Origin of the sequence: Paenibacillus massiliensis subsp. panacisoli DSM 21345 (assembly GCF_000426545.1) — a bacterium.
Taxonomy (GTDB): domain Bacteria; phylum Bacillota; class Bacilli; order Paenibacillales; family Paenibacillaceae; genus Paenibacillus; species Paenibacillus panacisoli.
Map to the genome: position 1 here is coordinate 1 of NZ_AUFO01000017.1, position 25,723 is coordinate 25,723.

22 protein-coding genes, 1 rRNA gene and 1 riboswitch are annotated in these 25,723 nt (G+C 51.2%); of the genes, 22 read left to right on the top strand and 1 reads right to left on the bottom strand.

Annotation, left to right across the window (positions count from 1 at the left end; all coding sequences use genetic code 11):
* The first annotated feature begins 187 nt into the window (after positions 1 to 187).
* From rrf to K331_RS0114295, 3 genes are all read left to right on the top strand, one after another.
* Positions 188 to 304: ribosomal RNA gene (gene rrf / locus K331_RS0114285) — 5S ribosomal RNA — on the top strand.
* 378 nt (positions 305 to 682) lie between these two features.
* A complete protein-coding gene (locus K331_RS0114290) occupies positions 683 to 1,681 on the top strand; it encodes a ketoacyl-ACP synthase III (protein ID WP_028590837.1) in 999 nt (332 codons plus the stop codon).
* Between the two features lie 229 nt (positions 1,682 to 1,910).
* Positions 1,911 to 4,040, top strand: a complete 2,130-nt coding sequence (locus K331_RS0114295; RefSeq protein ID WP_028590838.1) for a DNA topoisomerase III — start codon at positions 1,911 to 1,913, stop codon at positions 4,038 to 4,040.
* Between the two features lie 274 nt (positions 4,041 to 4,314).
* Here K331_RS0114295 and K331_RS29595 read toward each other — a convergent pair whose 3' ends face one another.
* Positions 4,315 to 5,523: a helix-turn-helix domain-containing protein gene (locus tag K331_RS29595; protein WP_051289845.1), complete on the bottom strand. Its 1,209-nt coding sequence runs from the start codon at positions 5,521 to 5,523 to the stop codon at positions 4,315 to 4,317.
* Between the two features lie 221 nt (positions 5,524 to 5,744).
* Here K331_RS29595 and K331_RS0114305 point away from each other — a divergent pair, with 221 nt between their 5' ends.
* The 19 genes from K331_RS0114305 (at position 5,745) to nifB (ending at position 25,721) form a co-directional block, all read left to right on the top strand.
* Positions 5,745 to 7,160 carry an MFS transporter gene (locus tag K331_RS0114305; protein ID WP_028590839.1) on the top strand — a complete coding sequence of 472 codons (1,416 nt, stop codon included), beginning with the start codon at positions 5,745 to 5,747 and terminating at the stop codon, positions 7,158 to 7,160.
* A gap of 136 nt (positions 7,161 to 7,296) precedes the next feature.
* Positions 7,297 to 8,223 carry an ROK family protein gene (locus K331_RS0114310; protein ID WP_028590840.1) on the top strand — a complete coding sequence of 309 codons (927 nt, stop codon included), beginning with the start codon at positions 7,297 to 7,299 and terminating at the stop codon, positions 8,221 to 8,223.
* Positions 8,224 to 8,279: 56 nt separating this feature from the next.
* Positions 8,280 to 8,417 carry a hypothetical protein gene (locus tag K331_RS32215; RefSeq protein ID WP_018885389.1) on the top strand — a complete coding sequence of 46 codons (138 nt, stop codon included), beginning with the start codon at positions 8,280 to 8,282 and terminating at the stop codon, positions 8,415 to 8,417.
* Positions 8,418 to 8,667: 250 nt separating this feature from the next.
* On the top strand, positions 8,668 to 8,931 hold the full coding sequence (locus K331_RS0114320) for a DUF1294 domain-containing protein (RefSeq protein WP_025681111.1): 264 nt from the start codon (positions 8,668 to 8,670) through the stop codon (positions 8,929 to 8,931).
* Between the two features lie 64 nt (positions 8,932 to 8,995).
* A complete protein-coding gene (locus K331_RS0114325) occupies positions 8,996 to 9,430 on the top strand; it encodes a universal stress protein (RefSeq protein ID WP_025681110.1) in 435 nt (144 codons plus the stop codon).
* Between the two features lie 314 nt (positions 9,431 to 9,744).
* Positions 9,745 to 9,845: riboswitch (purine riboswitch) on the top strand.
* 266 nt (positions 9,846 to 10,111) lie between these two features.
* Positions 10,112 to 10,597, top strand: coding sequence for a 5-(carboxyamino)imidazole ribonucleotide mutase (purE, locus tag K331_RS0114330; RefSeq protein WP_025681109.1), 486 nt, complete (start codon positions 10,112 to 10,114; stop codon positions 10,595 to 10,597).
* 29 nt (positions 10,598 to 10,626) lie between these two features.
* The gene (purK, locus tag K331_RS0114335) at positions 10,627 to 11,820 is read left to right on the top strand and encodes a 5-(carboxyamino)imidazole ribonucleotide synthase (RefSeq protein ID WP_051289851.1); all 1,194 of its coding nucleotides are present in this window, start codon (positions 10,627 to 10,629) and stop codon (positions 11,818 to 11,820) included.
* A 2-nt stretch (positions 11,821 to 11,822) separates the two neighbouring features.
* Positions 11,823 to 13,118 (top strand): adenylosuccinate lyase, encoded by a 1,296-nt coding sequence (purB, locus tag K331_RS0114340; protein WP_028590842.1) that lies wholly within the window; start codon positions 11,823 to 11,825, stop codon positions 13,116 to 13,118.
* A 35-nt stretch (positions 13,119 to 13,153) separates the two neighbouring features.
* Positions 13,154 to 14,029, top strand: a complete 876-nt coding sequence (locus K331_RS0114345; RefSeq protein ID WP_028590843.1) for a phosphoribosylaminoimidazolesuccinocarboxamide synthase — start codon at positions 13,154 to 13,156, stop codon at positions 14,027 to 14,029.
* Between the two features lie 20 nt (positions 14,030 to 14,049).
* Positions 14,050 to 14,175, top strand: coding sequence for a hypothetical protein (locus tag K331_RS32955; RefSeq protein WP_264177753.1), 126 nt, complete (start codon positions 14,050 to 14,052; stop codon positions 14,173 to 14,175).
* Complete coding sequence (gene purS / locus K331_RS0114355) at positions 14,168 to 14,413, top strand: phosphoribosylformylglycinamidine synthase subunit PurS (protein ID WP_018885382.1); 246 nt, start codon at positions 14,168 to 14,170, stop codon at positions 14,411 to 14,413. The genes K331_RS32955 and purS overlap by 8 nt, the downstream gene beginning before the upstream one ends.
* Positions 14,414 to 14,418: 5 nt before the next feature.
* Positions 14,419 to 15,108, top strand: a complete 690-nt coding sequence (purQ, locus tag K331_RS0114360; RefSeq protein ID WP_018885381.1) for a phosphoribosylformylglycinamidine synthase subunit PurQ — start codon at positions 14,419 to 14,421, stop codon at positions 15,106 to 15,108.
* Positions 15,086 to 17,332 (top strand): phosphoribosylformylglycinamidine synthase subunit PurL, encoded by a 2,247-nt coding sequence (purL, locus tag K331_RS0114365; protein WP_028590844.1) that lies wholly within the window; start codon positions 15,086 to 15,088, stop codon positions 17,330 to 17,332. Before purQ ends, purL begins: the two co-directional genes overlap by 23 nt.
* The gene (purF, locus tag K331_RS0114370) at positions 17,314 to 18,822 is read left to right on the top strand and encodes an amidophosphoribosyltransferase (protein ID WP_211237339.1); all 1,509 of its coding nucleotides are present in this window, start codon (positions 17,314 to 17,316) and stop codon (positions 18,820 to 18,822) included. The genes purL and purF overlap by 19 nt, the downstream gene beginning before the upstream one ends.
* 417 nt (positions 18,823 to 19,239) lie before the next feature.
* Positions 19,240 to 20,280, top strand: coding sequence for a phosphoribosylformylglycinamidine cyclo-ligase (gene purM, locus K331_RS0114375; protein ID WP_028590846.1), 1,041 nt, complete (start codon positions 19,240 to 19,242; stop codon positions 20,278 to 20,280).
* On the top strand, positions 20,280 to 20,912 hold the full coding sequence (gene purN / locus K331_RS0114380) for a phosphoribosylglycinamide formyltransferase (RefSeq protein WP_028590847.1): 633 nt from the start codon (positions 20,280 to 20,282) through the stop codon (positions 20,910 to 20,912). Before purM ends, purN begins: the two co-directional genes overlap by 1 nt.
* Before the next feature lie 130 nt (positions 20,913 to 21,042).
* Positions 21,043 to 22,590: a bifunctional phosphoribosylaminoimidazolecarboxamide formyltransferase/IMP cyclohydrolase gene (gene purH, locus K331_RS0114385; protein ID WP_018885376.1), complete on the top strand. Its 1,548-nt coding sequence runs from the start codon at positions 21,043 to 21,045 to the stop codon at positions 22,588 to 22,590.
* Between the two features lie 24 nt (positions 22,591 to 22,614).
* Positions 22,615 to 23,883, top strand: a complete 1,269-nt coding sequence (gene purD / locus K331_RS0114390) for a phosphoribosylamine--glycine ligase (RefSeq protein WP_028590848.1) — start codon at positions 22,615 to 22,617, stop codon at positions 23,881 to 23,883.
* A gap of 359 nt (positions 23,884 to 24,242) precedes the next feature.
* Entirely contained in the window at positions 24,243 to 25,721 is a 1,479-nt protein-coding gene (nifB, locus tag K331_RS0114395) for a nitrogenase cofactor biosynthesis protein NifB (protein WP_028590849.1), read from the top strand.
* Positions 25,722 to 25,723: the final 2 nt, after the last annotated feature.

Consider the following 25,723-nt stretch of genomic DNA (forward strand, 5'->3'; position numbering starts at 1 on the left):
AAGTGCAGTAATGCATGGAGCTGACCAGTACTAATCGGTCGAGGGCTTATCCTAAAGTAAAATGCAATGATTCGTTTCGGTTCCAGTTTTCAGGGTGTAACACCTTGAGGCATATGCTGTAACATTTATACGCACAGATGTGCTGTACCAAATGTTTCGCATACCGTGTTTGTTTCACAAACACTCGTTTGGTGGCGATAGCGGAGGGGTTCCACACGTACCCATCCCGAACACGACCGTTAAGCCCTCCAGCGCCGATGGTACTTGGACCGAAGGGTCCTGGGAGAGTAGGACGCCGCCAAGCACAAGAACCACTGCCGATCTTCGGTGGTGTTTTTTTTATATTCTGATCAGGTAAAAGAATAGCTATACATACCAATGCCATGGGCCAAAGTAACTGCAACACAGTGCTTTGGTTTCTTTTGTATATTGAGGGTGGTAAGGTTAGTTTACTACCTTTTCTATGGACTAGACTCAGCCAGAATGGCTATTACAGTAAGTCTGGAAGAGACATCTAAGCTTCGGTATCTCATACAAAGGGTAACTCCAAGTAAGTATAATAAATAAAATTTATAATAATTTAGTACCAAGTACTAAGACTTGATGCTATAATTATATCTATAGTAGGATAGTCTAATCTATATCATATGCAAGCTCTCAAAAATCTGTGGGGTGATACGAAATGATGCAATCCAAAGCTATAATTACAGCTATAGGCGCCTATGTACCTGAACGAATATTAAGTAATGCAGATCTGGAGAAGCTGGTGGATACCAGTGATGAATGGATTGTCCAGCGGACAGGGATGAGGGAACGGAGGATTGCAGCTGAGCATGAATTCGTATCTGATCTGGCGACCCGCGCTGTAGAGGATCTGATACGTCGTTATGCCATTCGTGTAGAGGATGTGGATATGATCATTGTAGCCAGTAGTACAGTGGAATATGCTTTCCCCAGTGCAGCATCGCGTGTACAGGCGAACCTGCGTATTCCGCATACAGGGGTCCTCGATGTGAATGCTGCGTGCGCGGGATTCACTTACGGGCTACAATTGGCCAATAGTCTGGTGACCAGCGGTTTACATCGCAAAGTATTGGTGATCGGAGCAGAGACGTTGTCCAAAATCACGGACTATACAGACCGGACCAGCTGTGTGCTATTTGGCGACGGTGCGGGTGCAGTTCTGATCGAAGAAGCGGGTGAGGCCAAGGGAGGCTTTCTGGCTGCAATATCTGGTACGAATGGAGAAGGCGGTATCCATCTTTATAAGGCGGGACTTTCCAACCAGATGAATGGGGTTGCTCTACAAGGAAATGGAGCACTAGTGCAGAATGGGCGAGAGGTCTATAAGTGGGCTGTACGCATGGTGCCTGAGCAATTAACTGCGATGATTACCCAAGCAGGCCTGTTGCCTGAGCAGATTGACTGGTTCGTGCCGCATAGCGCGAATCTACGTATGATTGAAGCAATGTGTGAACGGGGACCGATTGGGCTCGAAAGAACGCTGACCAGCGTGGAGTACCGTGGCAATACCTCAGCAGCATCGATCCCTTTAGCCTTGCAGCTAGCTGTGGATGAAGGACGACTGAAGCAGGGACAGCAGCTTGCCTTGCTCGGCTTTGGCGGAGGACTTACCTATTCAGGGGTAATCGTACGCTGGGGCGCCCCGGATACACATTAGAAGAGACATTACAGCAGGCGTTACAGCAGACGTTACAGCCTCCTTAAGAGGAGACATTACAGTCTTTGAGACTGTGATTATCCGAGCACATGATTGTGTCCCACTGATAGTCCAACAAGAGGGTTCAAACGTCCATCCCCGGCGAGACTATTACCTTCATGCTATAATGGAATAATTGAGGAAAATTCAGCGTTATTCCCTGATGGGCTAGCAGAAAGGAAGAATTTGCATGAAAACGTTAGTGCTCGCCGAGAAGCCATCCGTCGCCAGAGAAATAGCACGGGTGATGGGCGCACGTGATAAGCATAAGAGCCATTTGGAAGGTCCGAAATATGTCGTAACCTGGGCACTTGGACATCTGGTCGGTCTGGCCGAGCCAGAGGATTATGATCATAAATATGGTACCTGGAACCTGGAGGATCTCCCGATCCTGCCCCAGCGAACCAAGCTGAAGGTGCTGAGAGAGACGAATCACCAGTACAAAGCCGTTCAACAGCTCATGAAGCGTCAGGACATTGGGGAGCTGGTCATCGCGACAGATGCCGCCCGTGAAGGAGAGCTGCTGGCACGCTGGATCATGCAGATGGCCCAGTGGAAGAAGCCGTTCAAGCGACTATGGATTTCATCACAGACGGATAAGGCCATCAAGGAGGGCTTCGCTTCCCTGAAGCCAGGTAGCCAGTTCGACCGATTGTATGAATCGGCTCGTTGCCGGGCAGAGGCGGACTGGATGATCGGGCTGAATGTGACACGGGCTCTGACCTGCCGTTTCAATGCACAGTTGTCAGCAGGACGCGTTCAGACCCCATCCCTCGGGATGATTATGGATAGGGAGAAGGAGATAACCGGCTTCCGGTCTCAAGAGTATGACACGGTGACTGTAGATTTGGGAGCATTCCAGGCTACTTGGCGTGCTGCTGGAGGGGATGCGCGGCTATTCGATCCGAAGCAGACGGAGGCGCTCAAGAAGCGTGTAGAAGGACGTAAAGGAACCATTGCTCAGGTCAAGAAGAGCGAAAAGGTCGAGCCACATCCACTGGCCTATGATCTGACAGAGCTGCAGCGGGATGCGAACCGAAAATTCGGCTTCTCCGCCAAGCAGACCTCCAATGTCCTGCAGCGGTTGTATGAGCAGCACAAGCTGGTTACCTATCCACGTACGGATAGCCGTTATTTGACTGCGGATATGGTATCGACGCTCAAGGATCGGATGGAAAGCGTTGCGGTCGGCCCTTATGCGTCACTGGCCAGACCCTTGCTCCGACAAAAGCTTAATATCACAAAGCGAATCGTGGACGACAGTAAGGTGACAGATCACCATGCGATTATTCCAACAGAGCAGACGTTGCTGCTGAACCAGCTTAGCCCCGAAGAGCGCAAGCTGTATGATCTGATCGTGCGGCGCTTCATCAGCCTTTTCTATCCGCCTGCCCGATATGATGCAGTGGCCATTACGGTCCAAGTGGGCGAGGATAACTTCCATGCAAAGGGAACCACGGTCAAGGATCATGGCTGGCGTGAGGTGTATGGAGGAGACTTTACCGATGATGAGGATGAAGCCGACGAGGATGCCCATGAGGGCAGTGGACGACTGTTGCCGGAGGTACAGAAGGGGCAGAGTGTAACGGTTAATCGTTGCCTGGTGAAAAGTGGGCGTACACAGCCACCTAAGAGATATACAGAGGCTGCTCTGCTCGCTCAGATGGAGAAGCATGGTCTGGGTACCCCAGCTACCCGTGCGGATATTATTGAGAAGCTCGTCAGCTCGGACACGATAGATCGGCAGGGGAACAGCTTGCATCCGACAGGAAAGGGCAAGCAGCTCATTGAGCTGGTCGCGGAGCAATTGCGTACACCAGAGCTTACAGCACGTTGGGAGGCTGAGCTGGAGCGAATTGCTCGCGGTCTGGGCAAGCCTGAGCCGTTTCTCGCAGGGATTCGTTCCATGGCGAAGGAACTGGTGGCGTCTGTGAAGGGGAGCAAGGCAGAATATAAACCGCACAATGTCTCCAACAGTCATTGCCCTGACTGCAATACTCGCTTGCTTGAGAAGAAGGGCAAACGCGGCAAATTCCTCGTATGTCCCAATGGAGACTGCGGCTACCGCCGTTCGGCGGAGAAGCGTCTATCCAATCGACGTTGCCCGCAATGTCATAAGAAGATGGAGCTCAAGGAAGGCAAGGCTGGTCTGTATGTGCAATGCTTGCCGTGCGGTATTACGGAGACGCTAGATAAGGATAGACAGCATGTCAATAAGCGGGAGCAACAGAAGCTGGTCAAGCAATATGCCAAGCAGGAGTCGATCGGCTCCAACCTGGGAGATCTGCTCAAGGCTGCGATGGAGAAAAAAGGGCAGTAGGCTGCACAGCAACAGTGATATAGCGATATAACAACGTGAAAAAATAACAATGTAGCAACATAACAACGTAAAAACATAGCAATATAGCGATACTCCATCATCGAAACACCGTAATGCTCCAACATTGTAGTGCTCTAACACTACCAATATTGCAGTATGTGGTGTAAATGAAAATGCAAACTACCTGAGTGTAAAGTATACATTTACTATGATGATAGAGCATGGATTTCATACGTTCTGCATGTTCAGCCAGAGGCTACGCCTCTGGCTTTGTTCATGATGGCTTCACAACAAAGCGGTTGCGATACTCCTTCGGCGTGTAGCCTGTATATTTCTTGAATACCTTGATGAAATAGCTCTGATCATGAAAATTCAGTAAGGAATAGATTTCACTTAGACTGTAATCCGAGAAAACAATCAGGTTCTTCGCTTCCTCTACCCGTTGCTTCTGAATGAAGCTCTTCAGACCCTCCCCGGTCTCATCCTTGAACTTGCGAGATAGATGCGAGGAGCTCATCTTCAAGTAATCGGCCAGACCACACAAATCCAGATCATCGTACAGGTGATCGAATATGTACTCCTGACACAGCAGGATATCCTTGGAAAAGTGGGCTCGCTGCACCTTCTCCACTCGTTCAGTGAAGTCAACGAGAATATCCTCCAGCAAGGGATGAATCGTATCAATCCTCGGCACATGCTCCACATACTGAATGTAATCATCACTCATGGTAAAGGCCAGCTCCGAATAGAGCCCTCCTTCAATAGCTGAGCGAGTGGCGAGGGTGATAGCTGAGATGATCAGGTTTTTCTTGCTACGAAGACTATCATTTTTGGATAGCGTGCCATAGACCCCTCTCATATCCGTATGCTGTTTGAGATAGAGTAGCATTTTCTTCTTGTTGCCTAGTCGGATCTGCTCAAAGATCTTTTTCTCAGCCAAATAGGATTTGTGGAACAGACTGTTCTCGCGCGGAGAGACGAGCTGGAGTTCTAACACGTCGTCTGTCTTGCTGTTCAGCATGCTTTGGTTCTCCTCGATGACCTGCTCCAGGCTAAGGGCTTCATGGTACACCAGATAGTAGATCAGGACGGCTGCGCTCAACAATTGGGTTGTATCGTGAGGGTAAGGAGCCGAGCTCTCCAACTGCTGATTCAGTAGATTCGTATCCAGGAATTTGCGGGAGCTTGGCCACAGCAGCAGTCTGCCTTCACAGTCTGCTGTCTGAACAGGTATGAGAATGATCTTATCAGCCTGCCTGTTGATGTAGGCCAGATGAATTTTCTTGGTGACTGGCATCGCAAGAAGCTGACTAATCCAATCCCGCGAAAGACTACTCTTGTCCGGGTTGGAGGTATAGGTGCTAGTATAGGACCAGGAAGATTCGGGATTAGGCACATTTTCAATATAGAATACAGGAATTTGCGTGGCATCGTAGGCGAGCTTGGCCGCCAATTGTATGTGTGCAGCACTGGGAAGAAGCACAGGGAACCTCCTTATTGAAGTAAAATCAAAAGGTTACTATTTATCGCAAATAAATACCATAATTATAAAAGGAAACGCTTTATATTTCAATTATAGAGTTGAAGCGCTTTCCTTCGTGGGATAAAGGGCTGTAAGCGGATTCTGAACAGGAATAATTAGCTACTGGCCTCAGACTCCCTCTGATTTGATGAAAGCGGTTATACATCAAGGAGGGCTGGGAAATGGAAACACAAGAAGAGGTCGTAACAAGAGTGCCCAAGGCATCAACCGGTAAGCACGATAATGAGAAAATGGCCTTGAAGGAAAAGGTCAGCTATGGCTTGGGGGATGTAGCATCCAACCTGATTTATACCGTCATTACGACGTATTTGACTTTTTATTTTACTGATGTATTCGGTCTGGGGGCTGCCGCAGTCGGTACGATGATGCTCGTCGTTCGCTTCGTGGATATGATTGATAGTCCGATCTTCGGAGTGCTGATTGATCGTACCAATACGAGATGGGGCAAATCCAGGCCATGGATTCTATGGTTTTGTATCCCGTTCGCGCTGTCATCTATGCTGCTGTTTATGGGACCTGATCTGAGTGAGTCGGGCAAACTGGTATACGCTTACATATTTTATATCGCATCGAGCGTGCTGTACGCAGCAGTCAACAATCCTTTAACTACGATGCTATCGAGCATGAGCAACAATGTTCAGGAGAGAACAGTAGCGAACATTTTCCGAATGGTTGGTGGACAAATTGGCGGTCTGATCGTCAACCTCAGTCTGCTTCCACTGGTGGCCTTCTTCGGAAATGGCAATCAGCAACAAGGCTTCTTCTATACGATGACACTCTTCTCTAGTGTTGGTGTTATCATGTTTCTGGTTACCTTTTGGAATACGAGAGAACGGGTACAAGGTGTCGCTGGCAATGAGGCGGTACCGCTGAAGGATGGTCTGAAAGCAATCAAGGGGAACAAGCCGTGGTTGATTGTGTCCCTGCTCGGACTCGTATTTTTCATGATGTATATTATCAAGCTGTCGGCCGGGATCTACTATATAACTTACAACCTTGGACAGCAGGAGCTCGTACCTACCGTCAATACGCTGGGTATGATGACTTTGGTGGGTATGCTGGCGGTACCTTTCCTAACCAAAAAGTACAGTAAGCGTGCGCTAGTAATAGCAGGTATGGTCATCAATATCGCTGGTATGCTGGTCATCTGGGCTGGTGGAGACCAGATCGGATTTATCCTGGCAGGGACAGTCATTTCTGCGATCGGCCTAGGCTTGCCTGGAGGACTGATCTTTACGCTGATGGCGGATACGGTGGATTATGGCGAATGGAAGTCCGGGATACGCTCACAGGGCCTTCTGGTATCCGCTGCCGGAATTGGCATTAAGCTGGGCTCAGGCCTGGGTGGAGCGATTCCAGCCTGGATGCTGGCTGCCGGGGGATATGTTCCTAATCAGGAGCAGACAGCTGCTGCACTCACGGCGATTACGACAAGCTACATTTGGCTGCCTGTTCTGTTCAGTGTGCTTGCCATTGTAATTATGTTCTTTTACAAATTCGAGAAGCCGCATGACGAGATCATTGCTGAGTTGGAATACAGAAGAGCACAGAGCCTGAAGAGACGGAAGAGCCAATAGGAGGTCTTGCCCACCAGTGATATGATCATTGGTGGGCAGGGCTATTTTTTCAAATATGCTGTGGTAGGTTAAATGCATACAAGAGCCAACTGTCGAATAAGTAGATCATCATATTTTGACTATAGGAGTAGGTTATATGTACTTAGTATTGGATATAGGTGGGACATTCGTGAAGTATGCGCTGATGAGCTCGGCAGGGGATATCGTCAGCAAGAACAAGCGTCCTATTGGTAGAACGAGTCTGGAGGAGCTACTGGATACAGTCTACTCCATCATTGATGAGCAGGATCTGACGTCAGTTAAAGGCATCGCTGTATGCTGCCCGGGTGCGGTAGATGTGAAGACAGGTGTTGTATACCACGGCGGCTCCTTCCCTTTTCTGCATGAAGTAAATCTGATGAAGTTGATACGTGATCGCTACGATAAGGATGTATCCATCGAGAATGATGGTAAGTGTGCAGCACTGGCCGAGCTGTGGCTCGGAAGTGTGAAAGGAGCGAAGGATTCTGTCGTGCTTGTGCTCGGTAGTGGAATCGGCGGCGGCATTATCATGGGTGGGCAGTTGCAGCGAGGTGCGAACCTCTCGGCTGGTGAGGTCAGCTATATCATGAGCGCGATGGACCCGGACACCCAAGAGGCGACTTATTTCGGCTTGGAGTGTTCGGCTGTGGAGATGGTACGCAGGATCGGCGAAATGAAGGGTCTTCAGGACCCTACTGATGGAGAGGCCGTGTTTGCCTTCATCAATCAGCAGGATGAGGAGGCGACGGCCATATTCAATGCATATTGCATGAAGGTGGCTGTCCAGATCATGAACCTGCAGTACATTCTTGATCCAGAGCTGTTCGCGATTGGTGGTGGCATCAGTGCCCAGCCTATACTACTGGAGCGATTGCAATGGTCGATTGCCGAGATTAAGCGGCTCAATCCGTTCCATAAGGCTAACCCGCAGGTCACGGCCTGTGCATTCCGAAATGATGCGAATCTGTATGGGGCATTGTATCACTTTTTCGTGGAGAAGGACGAATCTTTTCGCAGTCTGAGAGGGCTAAGGACGCAATAAGGTCCGCATAAGATTGCCCTTTTTCAGGCAACGTAAGCTGAGGAGGTGAATCGCCAATGCCACACAATAAGCCAGAGAAGATTCATAACCAGCAGAACAAGGATAGCATCCGAGAGGAGCATATTGCAGCACGACCCGTGAAGGCTGAGAGACGTCCAGCGAGTCTCAATGGTATTCCCAAGCAGGAATCTTAGTCTGCCGAACAAGTAATGGCAGCGGCTTACTGGCTGTACACTAGCCCCTTTAGATACCTTGATTAGCTGCACCACTGGCTATAGGTGCTGCAACCTGGATACTTTCTGCCTGCTATCGACTATCTGCCCGACTACTGACTATCTGATTGCATAGCGGTTCCTCCTGTTTCCTGCGTTGAACATCCCACCTGTGAGGACTATAATGAAGGTACGGGGAGATGTCCCGGGATAGGGGGACCGCTTGATCCGCATGATTACTGGATTAGTGATATGGTTTATATTTATTAATATTGTAGGTTACCTGGTGATGTCGGATGACAAGGAGCGTGCACGCAAGCGTCGTGATCGTATTCCTGAGCGCACTCTATTCCTGCTCGCGTTCATTGGAGGCAGTCTGGGAGTATGGATTGCGATGTATCGCAAGCGTCACAAGACGAAGCATAACAGCTTTGTGTTTGGTATTCCGCTGCTGTTATTTTTGAATGCTGTCATGTACGGCTATTTCTTGCCATAGGTATTCTTCGCTTACGAGAGTAACCGCAATAGGACAGAGAGCTTATAGAAGGGATGGATGCAACATGTTGTTCTCCAAAATTCTCGTAGCTTACGATGGTTCGAAGGCTTCCAACAAAGCACTGGATCGTGCCATTGATGTGGCCAAGGCTTCACCGGATACTCAGCTTACTATCATTCATGCGTTTGATTTTCCGCGAGTCTTCATTGGTGAGGGACTTGCACCGCTTCCAGCGTCCGTGAACAAGGATTATTATGATCTGGCTGTACAGCTTACCGAGGACGTGAAGACCCGCGTAGGGGAGAAAGGTGTGCAGGCACAGGTAGAGATGATTCAGGGCTCGCCGGCAGCTGTCATTCTGGACTATGCTGAGGAGCAGGGTGCCGATGTGATCTTCATTGGGAGCAGGGGACTCGGTGGCATTCGTGAATTCGTACTGGGCAGTGTCAGCCACAATGTCGTGCAGCATGCGAAGATACCAGTGCTGATCATTAAATAATCAAGCGTATGGAGTAATATGCCCTAATAGCTGCGTGTGCAGCGAATGCTACATAGCTTGGGTAAAGGAGCAGCTTGAAGACGATGCTGTCGAAATTTCAGGCTACTTGAGGTCCGGTCTATAGATGGGTAGCAGAGCGTAATAATTTTACAGGTTACCAAAGAAAACATTCCCGAGAAGTCGAAGATTTCGGCGTCGGGAATGTTTTTTGATTTGAAGGCGAACATTTGGTTCGTAGGAAAGTTTAATGTTCGCCTTTTAAGTTGACATCTGGTGTCGCAAATTGTTAAACTGTTGTATGTATTGTTATGAATTTTAAATGAATGAATCATACTCGTATATGCCGGGGATATGGCCCGGACGTTTCTACCCGGGAACCGTTAATTTCCGGACTACGGGGAATGAATGGGCTGGCTCCATAGTCGTAGTCTCTAGAGGCTTGGCTTCGCTGTCGCGCGCCGTCGAACCGACGGTGTAGATGCCTTCATTTCCTGGATTCCGGTATCTTGAAGATGAGTTTTATTTTCGAGGCCGGATTTTTTTGTGAAATTCATACGGATCTGACGAATAATAGCCGAATGAAGATGTAGAAGACGATGTTGTGGAAGACTAGATGATGTGGAAGATTATGAATGAGGCTGAAGATACCGAGTGCAATAAGATACAGGAGAGTGGACATTCATGACAGTTCAGGTAGGAGTCATCATGGGCAGTACATCCGATTGGGAGACGATGGAGCATGCTTGTACGATCTTGGACGAGCTGAAGATTGGCTATGAGAAAAAGGTCGTATCCGCTCATCGTACCCCGGATCTGATGTTCGAATATGCAGAAGCAGCAGCAGGCCGAGGCCTGAAGGTCATTATTGCAGGAGCTGGCGGAGCAGCCCACCTGCCCGGAATGGTTGCGAGCAAGACAACAGTTCCGGTCATTGGCGTACCTGTGCAGTCCAAGGCTCTGAACGGACTGGATTCCCTGCTATCCATTGTACAGATGCCCGGAGGAATTCCTGTGGCAACGGTAGCGATCGGTAAGGCAGGAGCGACGAACGCAGGCTTGCTGGCGGCACAGATTCTGGGAGCTTTTGACGAGGAAGTGCGGGTACGGGTACAAGCAAGACGCGATCACATTCGTCAGCAGGTGCTGGAGAGCAGTGATACGTTATGAGTGAGGAAAATAGCATGCAACCCGATCCTATGTCATCCACGAACACACAGGTTAATGCCAGCAAGCCAGTCTCCACTGTCATTGAGTCGGGGAGTACCATCGGGATTCTCGGAGGCGGTCAGCTTGGCAGAATGCTCACACTGGCTGCGACACCGCTCGGGTATCGCTGTGTGACGCTCGACCCGACTCCGGATTCGCCATGTGGACAGATTGCTAGGCAGGTGATAGCGGCTTATGACGATGTGGAGGCAGCGCGTGAGCTGGCAGCAAGCTGTGACGTCGTCACCTATGAATTCGAAAATGTAGATGCAGGAGTAGCAGCCTTGCTGGAGCAGGAATCGTATGTGCCGCAGGGAAGCAAGCTGCTCTACACGACACAGCATCGGCTGCGCGAGAAGCGTGCTATCGAGGCAGCGGGCGTACCCGTAGCCCCGTATCGGGAGGTCACCTCTGCGGACAGCATGCAGCAGGCGGTAAAGGAGCTCGGCTTGCCTTGTGTGCTGAAGACGGTCATGGGAGGCTATGACGGCAAAGGCCAAAGGGTCATTCGCCACATGGAAGAGTTACAGGATGCCTATGAGGAACTGAGTGCTGCCGGTGTAGGGCTTGTGCTGGAGAGCTTCGTTCCGTTCCAATGTGAAATATCCGTCGTTGCAGCTCGTAGTACGAAGGGGGAGGTACAGACCTTTCCTCCGGCTGAGAACATTCATGTGAATAATATCCTGCATGCATCTATAGTTCCGGCAAGAGTGTCTGAAGAGCTTCAGGCCAGAGCAGAGCAGCTGGCTGCGCAGCTTATCGAAGGACTGGATGCCGTAGGCTTGCTTGCTGTTGAGATGTTCGTCACCAAGGACGGCGAGATTTACGTGAACGAACTGGCACCAAGGCCGCACAATTCAGGCCATTACACGATGGATGCCTGTGCGACCTCGCAATTTGAGCAGCATATTCGGGCCATCTGTGGATTGCCGCTGGCTGATCCCCGTCTACTCACTCCGGTAGTAATGGTGAATATTCTGGGCGAGCATATGGAAGAGGTACTGGAGCTGCTGACATCGTCAGCCTCGCAGACAGCTACAGAGAAAGTCATACCGAAGCTGCACTTATATGGTAAGAGTGAGTCCAAGAACGGGCGTAAAATGGGACATGTCAATCTGCTCTGTCAAGACACAGAAGCAGCTATGCAGTGGATCGAACAAACCAATATTTGGAGGAATTATTAGTTATGATCGAACGTTACAGCAGACCGGAAATGAGAGCCATCTGGACCGAAGAGAACAAATTCCAAGCTTGGCTGGAAGTAGAACTGTGTGCCTGTGAGGCATGGGCAGAGCTGGGAGTTATTCCGAAGGAAGATACGGTGGCACTGCGCAACAATGCGACCTTCACCATTGAGCGGATTCTGGAGATCGAGCAGGAGACCCGTCACGATGTAATTGCCTTCACCCGTACCGTATCCGAGAGCCTGGGCGCGGAGCGTAAATGGGTACATTATGGCCTGACTTCAACAGACGTCGTGGACACGGCGCTTGGCTATCTGCTGAAGCAGGCGAACGATATTCTGGAGAAGGATATTCTGAACTTCATCGAGATCCTGAAGGATAAGGCGATTGCTTATAAGGATACTCCAATGATGGGCCGTACGCACGGCGTTCATGCCGAGCCGACTACGTTTGGTCTGAAGATGGCTCTGTGGCATGAGGAAATGAAACGGAATCTGGAGCGGTTCCGCAATGCCGCGAAAGGTGTACAATTCGGCAAAATCTCGGGTGCTGTTGGTACGTATGCCAACATTGACCCGTTCGTAGAGGAATTTGTCTGCCGCAAGCTGGGCACATCTCCGGCGCCGATCTCCACCCAGACGCTGCAGCGTGACCGTCATGCCGAATATATGGCGACGCTGGCACTCATCGCGACATCACTCGACAAGTTCGCACAAGAGGTTCGTGCGCTGCAGAAGAGTGAATTCCGTGAGGTGGAGGAAGCCTTCGCGAAGGGGCAAAAGGGCTCCTCGGCAATGCCCCACAAGCGCAATCCGATTGGCTCCGAGAATATTTCCGGTCTGGCTCGTGTTATCCGTGGTCATATGGTATCGGCGTATGAGAACGTACCGCTCTGGCATGAGCGTGACATCTCCCACTCCTCAGTGGAGCGCATCATTTTGCCAGATGCAACGATGCTGCTGAACTACATGCTGAACCGCTTCGGCAATATTGTGAAGAACCTGACGGTCTTCCCGGAGAATATGAAGCGTAACATGAGCCGTACGTTCGGCGTGCCATTCTCGGGCCGTGTCATGACGAAGCTGATTGACAAGGGCATGAGCCGTGAGCAGGCTTACGATACCGTACAGCCGCGTGCGATGCAGGCATGGGAAGAGCAACGCCAGTTCCGCGATATTGTGGAAGCGACGCCAGAGATCACGAATCTGCTGAGCGCTGAAGAAATTCAGGATGCGTTCGACCCTTCCTGGCATTTGAAGCATGTCGATACGATTTTCACCAAGCTTGGCTTGAACTAAGATAACTCTATATCCTACAGAAATGAGGCTGGATGATGGCTGTATCCACCGCTGCTCCTTGGATTGATGCTCCGCTCGTCTATAAGGGCAAAGTAAGAGAGCTATATGATCTGGGAGAGCATTATCTGATCGTCGTAACGGACCGTATTTCCGCTTTTGACTACATTCTGGAGCCGCCTGTACCAGAGAAGGGCAATGTGCTCAATCAGCTTAGTGCCTTCTGGTTCGAGAAGACACGCCATCTGATCGAGAATCATGTCGTGCATACGGATGTGTACCGTCTGGGAAGCATCGTGAAGGAGCCGGAATTGCTCAAGCATCGTATTATGGTGACTCGTAAAGCTGAACGAATCGATATTGAATGTGTCGTGCGAGGCTACATCACGGGGGGCGGCTGGCGTCAGTATTCATCGACTGGCGAGATTAACGGCATTCCGTTGCCGGAGGGACTTCGCAAGAACGAGCGCTTCCCGGAGCCACTCTTCACGCCAGCTGCCAAGAATGATGTAGGTCATGATGAGGATATCAGCCTCCAGCGCATGAAGGAGCTGGTCGGTGTAGAACTGACGGCGGAGCTCGAAGCCAAGAGCCTGGCGTTGTATGAATTTGCCCGTGAATACTGCGAGCAGCGGGGGATCATTTTGGCAGATTGTAAGTTTGAATTCGGACTCATTGATGGCAAGGTCATTCTGATTGATGAAATCTTCACACCGGATGCTTCACGCTTCTGGGCGAAAGAGAATTATGCGCTGGATGTCGAGATTGACAGCATGGACAAGGAGCCTGTACGCACATACCTGGCTGGCTCTGACTGGGACAAGAACAGTACGCCTGCACCGCTTCCTTCCGAGGTGGTCAGTGAGACAACGGCTAGATACACAAATATTTTGGAGCGTCTTACAGCCGAATAACAATTAGGCAGTAGAAGGCAGTGGATTATCAGGCAGTGGAATATCAGCAGCAGAAGCATAGTGAAGTAAGCATCGAGGCTGCAAGCAACGGTTACTCATTACTACGGCTTCACCATCTGAAGGAGGATATGAAGGATCATGATTAAAGCTACCGTCTATGTCACTATTAAACAAAGCGTACTCGACCCTCAGGGCGTAGCCGTACAAGGCGCACTGCATTCCATGGGCTTTGCAGAAGTAGAGAGCGTACGTATTGGCAAATATCTGGAGCTTCAGTTGGACACTACAGATCGTCAAGAGGCAGAGAACCGTCTGACAACGATGTGTGAGAAGCTGCTGGCGAATACGGTGATCGAAGACTACCGCTACGAATTGGAGGACTGACATCCATGAAATTTGCTGTTTTGGTATTCCCGGGCTCCAATTGTGACATTGACTGCTATAAGGCTGTCGAGGTTGCGCTGGGTGAACCCGTAGATTATGTATGGCACACGGCGACCGACGTCTCGCAGTATGACTGCATTCTCGTTCCTGGAGGCTTCTCCTACGGGGATTACCTGCGCTGCGGAGCGATCTCGCGTTTTGCACCCGTGATGAGTGCGGTAGCTGAGGCAGCGGAGCAGGGCAAGTATGTGCTTGGCATTTGCAACGGCTTCCAGATCCTGACCGAAGCTGGGTTGCTGCCAGGAGCGCTGCTGCGTAATCGTTCCATGAAGTTCCTGTGCCATGACACGGTGCTGAAGGTTGAGAATAACCGTACGCCATTTACCCGCGACTACGCCGAGGGCGAGGAGATCGTCATTCCGATCGCTCATGGTGAAGGCAACTATTACTGTGATGAAGAGACACTGGCGGAGCTTAAGGCCAATAATCAGATCGTATTTACGTATACTAACAATCCGAATGGCTCCTTGGCCGATATCGCAGGCATTAGCAACAAGCGCGGCAATGTTGTAGGCATGATGCCTCACCCGGAGCGTGCTACTTCGAACCTGCTGGGCTCAGAGGACGGCAAACGTATGTTTACATCGATTTTGAACGCATGGAGGGATCAGCATGGCGCAGCAAGTATCCGCTAAAGAACCGACAGCTGAGCAGGTCGCTGAGCATAAGCTGTATCAGCAAATGGGAGTATCCGACAGTGAGTATGAGCTGATCTGTGAATTCATGGGTCGCAAGCCCAACTATACCGAGATTGGCGTATTCAGCGTTATGTGGTCTGAGCATTGCGCCTACAAGAATTCCAAGCCACTGCTTCGTCGCTTTCCAACCAGTGGTCCTCGTGTCCTAATGGGGCCCGGTGAAGGTGCGGGGATCGTCGATATCGGAGATAACCAAGCCGTCGTGTTCAAGATTGAAAGCCATAACCACCCTTCAGCGGTTGAGCCCTTCCAAGGAGCAGCTACAGGTGTAGGCGGCATTATTCGTGACATCTTCTCTATGGGAGCCAGACCCGTAGCGGTGCTGAATTCTTTGCGCTTCGGCAAGCTGGAGAGCGATCGTGTGAAGTATCTGTTCGAGCATGTAGTATCCGGTATTGCAGGGTACGGTAACTGTATCGGTATCCCTACAGTAGGCGGAGAGGTTGTCTTTGACGAGGCTTATGAAGGTAATCCGCTTGTAAATGCGATGTGTGTCGGCCTGATTGATCATGACAAGATCCAACGTGGTGTTGCCAAGGGTGTAGGTAACCCGGTCTTCTATGTCGGTCCTCCGACTGGACGGGATGGCATTCACGGAGCAACTTTCGCTTCGGTAGAGCTGACAGAAGAATCGGAAGCGAAGCGTACAGCGGTGCAGGTCGGTGATCCGTTCATGGAGAAGCTGGTCATGGAATCCTGTCTGGAGCTGATTGACAGCGGTATTGTGTTGGGAATTCAAGATATGGGTGCAGCGGGTCTGACTTGCTCCAGTGCGGAAATGGCGAGTAAGGCGGGTAACGGACTAGAGCTGTATCTCGATCAGGTGCCACAGCGTGAGGAAGGCATGACGCCTTATGAGATGATGCTGTCGGAGTCCCAGGAACGGATGCTCTTCGTGGTGGAGCCGAAGGATGAAGCTCAAGCCAGAGAGATCTTCGAACGTTGGGGCGTCATCTGCGCGAAGGTCGGCAAGGTGACGGATGATGGCCGTCTGCGTCTATATCATCATGGTGAGGTAGTCGGTGATATGCCAGTCAATGCACTGGTGGATGAGTGCCCGATCTATGATAAGCCATCTTCGGTACCTGCATATTATGAAGAGCAAGCTAAGGTGGATACATCCAGCTATGCAGAAGTGAAGGAGCTCGGTGCAGCCTTGAAGCAGGTGCTTTCTTCTCCTAGCGTGGCAAGCAAGAAGTGGGTCTACGAGCAGTATGACTATATGGTTCGCACGAATACAGCAGTTCGCCCTGGCTCAGATGCGGCTGTAGTTACGATTGACGGCACACGCAAGGGACTGGCGATGACGACGGATTGCAACGGGCGCTATGTCTATCTGGACCCGGAAATGGGCGGCAAGATTGCTGTCAGCGAAGCTGCACGTAATATCGTTTGCTCGGGAGCAGAGCCGCTTGCCATTACGGATAATCTGAACTTCGGTAGCCCGGAGAAGCCGGAAATCTTCTGGCAGATGGAAAAGGCTGTAGACGGCATGGCAGAGGCCTGCCGTGTGCTCGATACGCCTGTCATTGGCGGTAACGTGAGTCTGTACAATGAGAATACCAAGGGAGCAATCTACCCGACACCTGTCGTTGGTATGGTCGGACTTGTGCATGATACGGATCACATTACGACGCAAGACTTCAAAGCCGAGGGCGACGTCATCCTGCTCCTGGGAGCTACGCAGGCAGAGCTTGGTGGCAGTGAGTTCCAGGCTGTCGTACATGGTGTGACTGAGGGTAGACCTCCAGTGCTCGACTTGGCCACAGAGCAGAAGCTGCTGAAGGGATTACTAGGTGCCATCCAGCAGGGCTTGGTTCACTCGGCGCATGACTTGTCTGAGGGCGGTCTGGCTGTAGCACTAGCCGAATCCTGCATTAGTGGGGGCATCGGGGCGCAAGTGAATGTTGAGACTGCTTTACGTGCAGATCTGGCGCTGTTCAGCGAGAGCCAATCACGCATTCTGCTATCTGCTGCACCTGAGCAGGTAGCTGCTCTGGAGTCCTACTTGCGTGAGCAGGATGTTCCAGTAGCTGTGATTGGACGGACGGAAGGCACAGCCTTGAATATTGAAGTGAACGGACAGCCTGCTGTAGCCGAGCCCGTAGCTGGCCTCAAGCAACTGTGGGAGGATGCCATTCCATGTCTGATGCAAGCGTGAGTGGTCTCATGACGGGGAAGGACATTCAGGCGAAGACATTATGGACGGGCGATTATTATAATGAAGGCTCGGGCAAGGAAGGACTCGACAAGCTCAAGGAGGAGTGCGGTGTATTCGGGGTGTTTCGGCATCCTGAGGCCGCTTCCTTGTCCTATTACGGACTTCATGCTCTCCAGCATCGCGGGGAGGAAAGTGCTGGCATGTGTGTCAGTGACAACGGCGAGTTTCGCTATCACCGCGGAATGGGGCTGGTCAAGGAAGTATTCGACAAGGATATGATGGCTTCCCTGACAGGAGATATCTCTATCGGGCATGTCCGTTATTCTACTAGCGGTGACAGTAAGCTGACGAATGCGCAGCCACTCGTATTCAAGTATCGTGATGGCGATCTTGCTGTAGCGACGAACGGAAATATTGTCAATGCGATCCAGATTCGACGTGAGCTGGAGCGTAGCGGATCGATCTTTCAGACGACCAGCGATACGGAGGTCGTCGCACATCTGATCGCCCGTTCCTCCAAGGAGCTGGTGGAAGCGGCTAAGGATGCTTTCCGGCAGATTGTAGGCGGCTTCGCCTTCCTGATCATGACGAATGATCGTCTGATCGTGGCCTCTGACCCGCACGGCTTGCGTCCGCTGACGATGGGGCGACTGGGCGATGCCTATATATTCGCGTCCGAGACATGTGCCCTGGAGACGATCGGTGCTGAGCTGGTACGCGATATTGAGCCTGGAGAGCTGCTGGTGCTGGATAAGGACGGCCTTCGTGAGGACCGCTTCGATCATGGCAAGCACCGCAAGGCGTTATGTGCGATGGAGTACATTTATTTTGCCCGTCCGGATACGGATCTCAACGGGGCCAACCTGCATTCGGCGCGTAAGCGCATGGGTAGTCAGCTCGCTATTGAGTCGTTCGTCGATGCAGATGTGGTAACGGGTGTTCCCGACTCCAGTATCTCCGCGGCTATTGGTTACGCAGAGCAGACAGGCATTCCCTATGAGCTGGGCATGATCAAGAACAAGTACACAGGACGGACCTTCATTCAGCCGAGCCAGGAGCTGCGCGAGCAGGGCGTCAAGATGAAGCTGAGTGCGGTACGCCGAGTCGTCGAGGGCAAGCGCGTTGTGATGATTGATGACTCCATCGTGCGGGGAACGACGTCGCGCCGGATCGTGAATATGCTGCGTGATGCGGGGGCCACTGAGGTGCATGTGTGTATTACTTCACCACCGTTCAAGAATCCTTGCTTCTATGGTATTGATACGCCAGACCGGCGAGAACTGATTGCCTCCTCCAAGACGATTGAGGAGATTCGTGCGGAGATTAATGCGGATTCTCTATATTTTCTCAGCACAGAGGGGTTAATTGAGGCGGTCGGCGGATCTAATCAACAGGATTATAAAGGTGGGCTGTGTATGGCCTGCTTCGACAACGATTACCCGACTCACGTCAGCTTCGACGGCGAAGAGAAGTTCGGATGCAGCTGTTAATTAAAGGTGTGATGCCGAAGTTCATGGTCTGATCTGGAAATGAAGGCCTGGCCTCATCAGCAGAGCGGATCATGGATTGTCGGACTATATATTGCTTCATGGCATTAACATATGGCAAGGGCTGATTGTTGGGGATAGCGATGGTGCGAACCATTGTGCCAATGTATAGATTGTTGCTATAGCTAAGCCAGCTAAGAGCGGGAATTCAATAATGGCCATGTAGGTATTGCATGAGTGATCCAAGAGTAAGGCATGAGTGATTCAAGAGTAAGGCATGAGTGATTCAAGAGTAGTCCATGAGTAATGTATGAGAAATGTAGGCAATGCACGAGCAATGAAATATAAGCGATAAGCATCCCTCAAGCGAGCAATAGTAAAGGTTGCACATTTTGATATCTGATAAGGAGTGGATCCCTAGTGTCCGATGCTTACAAGCAGGCTGGTGTCGACATAGCAGCTGGTAATGAGGCTGTCGAACGAATGAAGAAACACGTGAAGCGTACGTTTCGTCCGGAGGTCATGACTGACCTAGGCGGCTTTGGTGCCTTGTTCGGCTTGAATAAGGATAAATATGAGGAGCCAGTGCTTGTATCCGGTACAGATGGTGTCGGTACGAAGCTGAAGATTGCCTTCGCGATGGATCGCCATGATACGATCGGTATTGATGCGGTGGCCATGTGCGTAAATGATATTGTCGTACAGGGAGCGGAGCCGCTGTTCTTCCTTGATTATCTTGCCTGTGACAAGGTCATCCCAGAGAAGATCGAAGCCATTGTAGCCGGCATTGCCGAGGGCTGTCATCAATCTGGCTGTGCACTGATCGGCGGAGAGACGGCAGAGATGCCTGGCATGTACAGTGAGGGCGAATACGATATCGCGGGCTTTACTGTTGGTATCGTGGACAAGCATAAGATTATTAACGGCACTTCCATTGCTCCTGGCGATACGGTCATTGGACTGGCTTCCAGCGGCGTGCACAGCAACGGTTTTTCCCTGGTGCGCAGGCTGCTGTTGGAGCAAGAAGGCTATCGTCTGCAGGACGAGCTTCCTGAACTGGGTGGTACATTGGGGGATGTACTGCTGGAGCCAACCAAGATCTATGTGAAGCCTGTACTGTCCCTGCTGGAGAAGGTGAAGGTCAAAGGAATGGCACACATTACTGGCGGCGGCTTCATTGAGAACATTCCGCGTGTGCTGCCAGAGCATGTGAATGTGGATATTCAGTACGGTTCATGGCCTATTCTGCCGATCTTCCGTCTTCTTCAGGAGAAAGGCTCGGTATCCAATCGTGATATGTTCACGACCTTCAATATGGGAATCGGACTTGTGCTCGTCGTGGATGAAGCAGATGCAGCTCTTACCCTGGAGCAACTGCGTGCAGCTGGCGAGACCGGCTACATTATTGGCCGCGTGACTGAAGGGGCAGCACAGGTAACCTTTAATGGAGCGGAAGTATAATGAAGTCCTTTCGTATAGCTGTATTTGCCTCTGGAGAAGGTACGAACTTTCAGGCTCTGGCAAATGCTGTTCGAACAGGAGCTTTGCAAGCGACGATTGAACTGCTAGTCTGTGACAAGCCTGCGGCCCGTGTCGTACAGCGTGCCGAGGCGGAGGGAATTGCCCGCCACACCTTCATTCCCAAGGAGTATGCCAGCAAAGAAGCCTATGAGCAAGAGATCGCCAACATCCTAGACAACAGGGGAGTGGATCTCATTGTGTTGGCAGGCTATATGCGACTGCTCTCTCCGGTGCTTGTGGAGCGTTACGAAGGTCGAATCATCAATATCCACCCTTCGCTTTTGCCTGCTTTTCCAGGTAAGGATGCGGTGGGGCAGGCTGTGCGCTACGGTGTGCGATGGACGGGAGTGACGGTGCATTTCGTGGATGGCGGTATGGATACAGGGCCGATCATTGCTCAGGAGCCTGTAATAGTACATCCAGATGATACGGTCGAATCCCTTGCTGAATCTATCCATGCGGCTGAGGTGAAGCTATATCCTCTGGTTGTATCCTGGTTTGCCCAGGGACTGGTGCAATTGGATGGACGCAAAGTAACGGTTGCCAGAGCGCATGAGGCAGCGGATAAATAGTCCTTATTAGAATGAAACAAAATGCTCGTCGAATGATGAGACGCAGGAAATGATATTTCTCGGGAAATAAACGAACAGCCTTTCGTCAGGAAGTGCTAAGTTGCGAATTAGCAAAAGGAGGAAGCGAAGCGTGGCTATTAAAAGAGCATTGGTCAGTGTATCGGATAAACGCGGAATCGTTGAGTTCTGCCGTGAATTGTCCAACTTGGGCGTAGAAATCATCTCAACAGGGGGAACCAGTAGCCTGCTAGCGAAGGAAGGAATCCCGGTCATCGGTATTTCGGATGTAACTGGCTTCCCGGAGATTATGGACGGACGGGTTAAGACACTACACCCCGCTGTTCATAGCGGCCTGTTGGCAGTACGTGACAATGAGGAGCATCAGCGTCAGATGAGTGACCTGGGTCTTGACTATATTGATCTCGTGGTTGTGAACCTTTATCCGTTCGCTGAGACGATCGCCAAGCCAGACGTGACCTATGAGGACGCTATCGAGAATATCGACATCGGTGGGCCTACCATGCTGCGTTCAGCTGCCAAAAATCATGCATTCGTCACGGTTGTTGTCGACGCAGATGATTACAGCCAAGTGTTGGACGAGATTCGTGGCGGTGGAGACACCGAATTGAATACACGTAAGCGCCTTGCGGCCAAGGTGTTCCGTCATACCGCATCATATGATGCTCTAATCTCTGACTATCTCTCCAACGTAACGGGTGACCCACTGCCCGAACGCTATACTGTGACCTATGAGAAAATTCAGGATCTGCGTTATGGCGAAAATCCACATCAGCAAGCAGCCTTTTACAGAGAGCCGCTTGCGGCGAACGGCACACTGACGACAGCCAAGCAGCTGCACGGCAAGGAGCTGTCCTACAACAACATCAATGATGCGAATGCTGCGCTGCAGATCGTGAAGGAATTCAGCGAGCCTGCTGTGGTTGCCGTTAAGCATATGAATCCATGTGGCGTGGGTATTGGTAGCAGTATCTTTGAAGCCTACAGCAAGGCTTATGCAGCTGATCCGACCTCGATCTTTGGCGGCATCGTAGCGGCGAATCGGATTATAGACAGCGATACAGCGAAGAGATTGTCGGAGATTTTCCTGGAAATTGTGTTAGCCCCAGGCTTTACACAGGAAGCGCTTGATATTTTGACACAAAAGAAGAATATCCGTCTGCTCGACATGGGCGAGCTGTCCAGCGAGAGTAGCCAAGAAAGTCGCTATGTTGTGACCTCGATCGAAGGCGGTATGGTCGTACAGCAAAGTGATGTGCATGCGCTAGATCCAGCTGCTCTTCAGATCGTAACAGAGCGTGCTCCTTCCGAGGAAGAGTTGAAGCAGCTTCTGTTCGGGTGGAAGGTCGTTAAGCATGTGAAATCCAACGCCATCGTACTGGCAGCAGATAATATGACTGTAGGTGTCGGAGCTGGGCAGATGAATCGTGTAGGTGCAGCCAAGATCGCGATTGAGCAAGCGGGTGACAAAGCGAAGGGCGCCGTATTGGCTTCGGATGCTTTCTTCCCGATGGGAGACACGCTCGAAATGGCAGCAAAAGCCGGAATCACGGCGGTCATTCAGCCAGGTGGCTCAATCAAGGATGAGGAGTCCATCAAGGTAGCTAATGAATACGGAATTGCCATGGTATTTACAGGCGTCCGTCATTTCAAGCACTAGGATAACCAGGAGGTCTAGCAGAGCATGGATATACTCGTTATTGGCGGTGGTGGACGGGAGCATGCCATAGTGTGGTCGCTCAGCCAAAGTCCGCAGGTCGGAAAAATCTACTGTGCACCGGGCAATGCAGGTATTGCACAGCTGGCGGAATGTGAACCAATCGGTGTATTTGAATTTGAGCGTCTGGCAGCCTATGCCCTGGAGAAGCAAGTGGGACTGGTTGTAGTTGGACCGGATGATCCGCTCGCAGCAGGGATTGTCGACGTCTTCGAGGCCCACAACATTCCGGTGTTCGGCCCGAGAAAGAATGCCGCTGAAATTGAGGGTAGCAAGGCCTTCATGAAGGATCTGCTGCATAAGTACAATATTCCGACGGCTGCTTATCGCAAGTTCCATCAGTATGAAGAGGCGCTCGCGTATTTGCGCGAGCAGTCAGTACCAGTAGTCATCAAGGCTGATGGTCTGGCAGCTGGTAAAGGGGTCGTCGTCGCTCAGACGCTGGAGGAAGCCGAGAAGGCGCTCAGCGATATGATGGTAGGTAAGGTATTCGGCAGCTCTGGTGACCAGGTGGTAATCGAGGAGTTCCTGGCAGGCCAGGAGATGTCGATTCTGGCCTTCGTGGACGGGGAGACCGTACGCCCGATGGTCGCTGCCCAGGATCACAAGCCGGCCTATGATGGTGATAAGGGTCCAAATACAGGCGGAATGGGAACCTATTCTCCGCTACCGCATATTGCCGACAGTATTATCGAAGAGGCGATTGAGACGATCATCAAGCCGACAGCAAAGGCTATGGTGGCTGAAGGAAGACCGTTCCGCGGTGTGCTCTTTGCGGGACTGATGATCTCGCCTGACGGGAAGCCGAAGACGATTGAGTTCAATGCACGCTTTGGAGATCCGGAGACACAGGTGGTGTTGCCGCGCCTGAAGTCAGATCTACTGGACATTTTCCTGGCTGCGGTGAACGGTACGTTGGATACGGTGGATATTCAGTGGAAGGATGAGGCTGCCGTCTGTGTTGTGCTGGCTTCCGGTGGCTACCCGGCCTCCTATCCAAAAGGAATTGCGATTCATGGTCTGGATCAGGTGGAGGATGGCATCGTATTCCATGCGGGGACAGCGGTCAACGAGCAAGGCGAGTGGATCACGAATGGTGGGCGCGTACTCGGTGTCGTCGGCCTGGGAGCAGATATTGCTGCCGCACGTGCCAAGGCCTATGAGCAGGCTGAGCGCATTACCTTCGAAGGTAAGCATCAGCGTACGGATATTGCGCTCAAAGCATTGCAATCATGAGATGTTTCCAAGCAAGTTAAGATACACAAAGCTCTTTTTATATAGAAATGCTTACTAATATATAGAAATTTGCTGAGCGAAAATGTCTAAAGGATTTCCCCGGGTCAATGACCTAGGGAGATCCTTTTTTTTATAAGCATGAACTAATTGAGAAAATGAAATGTAACCGCACACATGTTAAATTGATGATATTTTATATGACGCAATCTATGGCACAAATGTGAAAACAGGACAAATAGTAAGGAATTGAACCAAAAGTGAATTGACCAGAATGAGAGGTCTCTCTAAGATGTAAGTATATTCCAGACATTGTAGTGCAGATACGAGTCAGAAAATATGACATGGATAGGGGGGAGGGAATGTCTCTTCATGAATTCACCGATAGCTGTACCACGGGCTCGCCTACGTTAGCGGAGATGCTCATGCGTCATCCTTGCTACAACGAAGATGCACACCGATATTTTGCCCGTATGCATTTGCCGGTAGCGCCAGCGTGCAACATTCAATGTCATTACTGCAATCGTAAATTCGATTGTGTCAACGAGAGCAGGCCCGGGGTAGTCAGCGAGCTGCTGACTCCGGAGTTAGCAGCCCGCAAGACCATCGGAGTAGCTGCCCAGTTGATGCAATTATCTGTCGTTGGGATTGCGGGTCCTGGTGATCCACTGGCTAATCCAAAGGCTACATTCGAAACGTTCCGTCAGGTACGGGATTCGGTCAAGGATGTGATCTTCTGTCTTAGCACGAACGGTCTGACGCTGATACGGCACGTGGAAGAGATCGTCAACCTCGGCATCTCTCATGTGACTATCACCATTAATGCCGTAGATCCATGCATTGGGAGTCAGATTTATGGCTGGGTCTATGATGAAGGCGTTCGCTACGAAGGTGAGGAAGGGGCTGCATTGCTGATTCAACGCCAGTTGGAAGGCTTGGGCATGCTAGCATCCCGAGGGGTCTTGGTCAAGGTGAACTCGGTGTTGATTCCTGATGTGAACGATGTTCATCTGCCAGAGGTTGCAAGAGTAGTGAAGGAGTATGGCGCCGCGATTCATAACATCATGCCGTTGATCATTGCCCCTGGCAGTCGCTATGAGCAGGATGGAAGGAAAGCGCCGAGGCCACAGGTCGTTCGCCAGGTGCAGGAGCAATGTGCGGGGGCCGGGGCTGTCATCATGCGGCACTGCCGCCAGTGCAGAGCGGATGCCATCGGGCTGCTGGGAGAGGACCGCAATGCGGATTTTACATGGGAGAAGCTGGAGGAAGGACCCGCTCTGGATGAACAGGCGAGGATCAGGCTGCACAGGGAGTTGGATGAGAGGGTGAGGGTCCGAATGGAGCGGAAGGAAGCAAGGAATCAAGGAAACGCAACACAAACAGGCGTAGGCTGCAGCTGTCCGTCCAATGGAAGCGGCCCGGGTACTGAATTTGCTTCAAGCCCGGTCCTGGTGGCAGTGGCCTCGCGCGGTCATGGGAAGGTGAATCAGCATTTTGGACGTGCGAAGGAATTCATGATTTATGAAAGTGATGGCACGGTCGTTCAATTCGTCGGTATTCGTAAGGTCCAGTCCTATTGTCATGGGACAGCCGATTGTAACGGCGACAAGGCCGAGACAATGAAGGAAATCATCCAGATCGTACAGGATTGCGCGTTGCTGCTATCGTCCGGCATCGGTGATGCACCTAAGGAGGTACTGCAGGAGCATGGTGTGCTTCCCATCGTGTGCGGAGGAGAGATCGAGGCGTCGGTTCTGGAACAGGTTAAATTCCTGCGATATATGTTCCCTATGCGGGCCGTCAAGCAGGGGAAGAGTCACAGGGCACAGACAACCAATTGAAA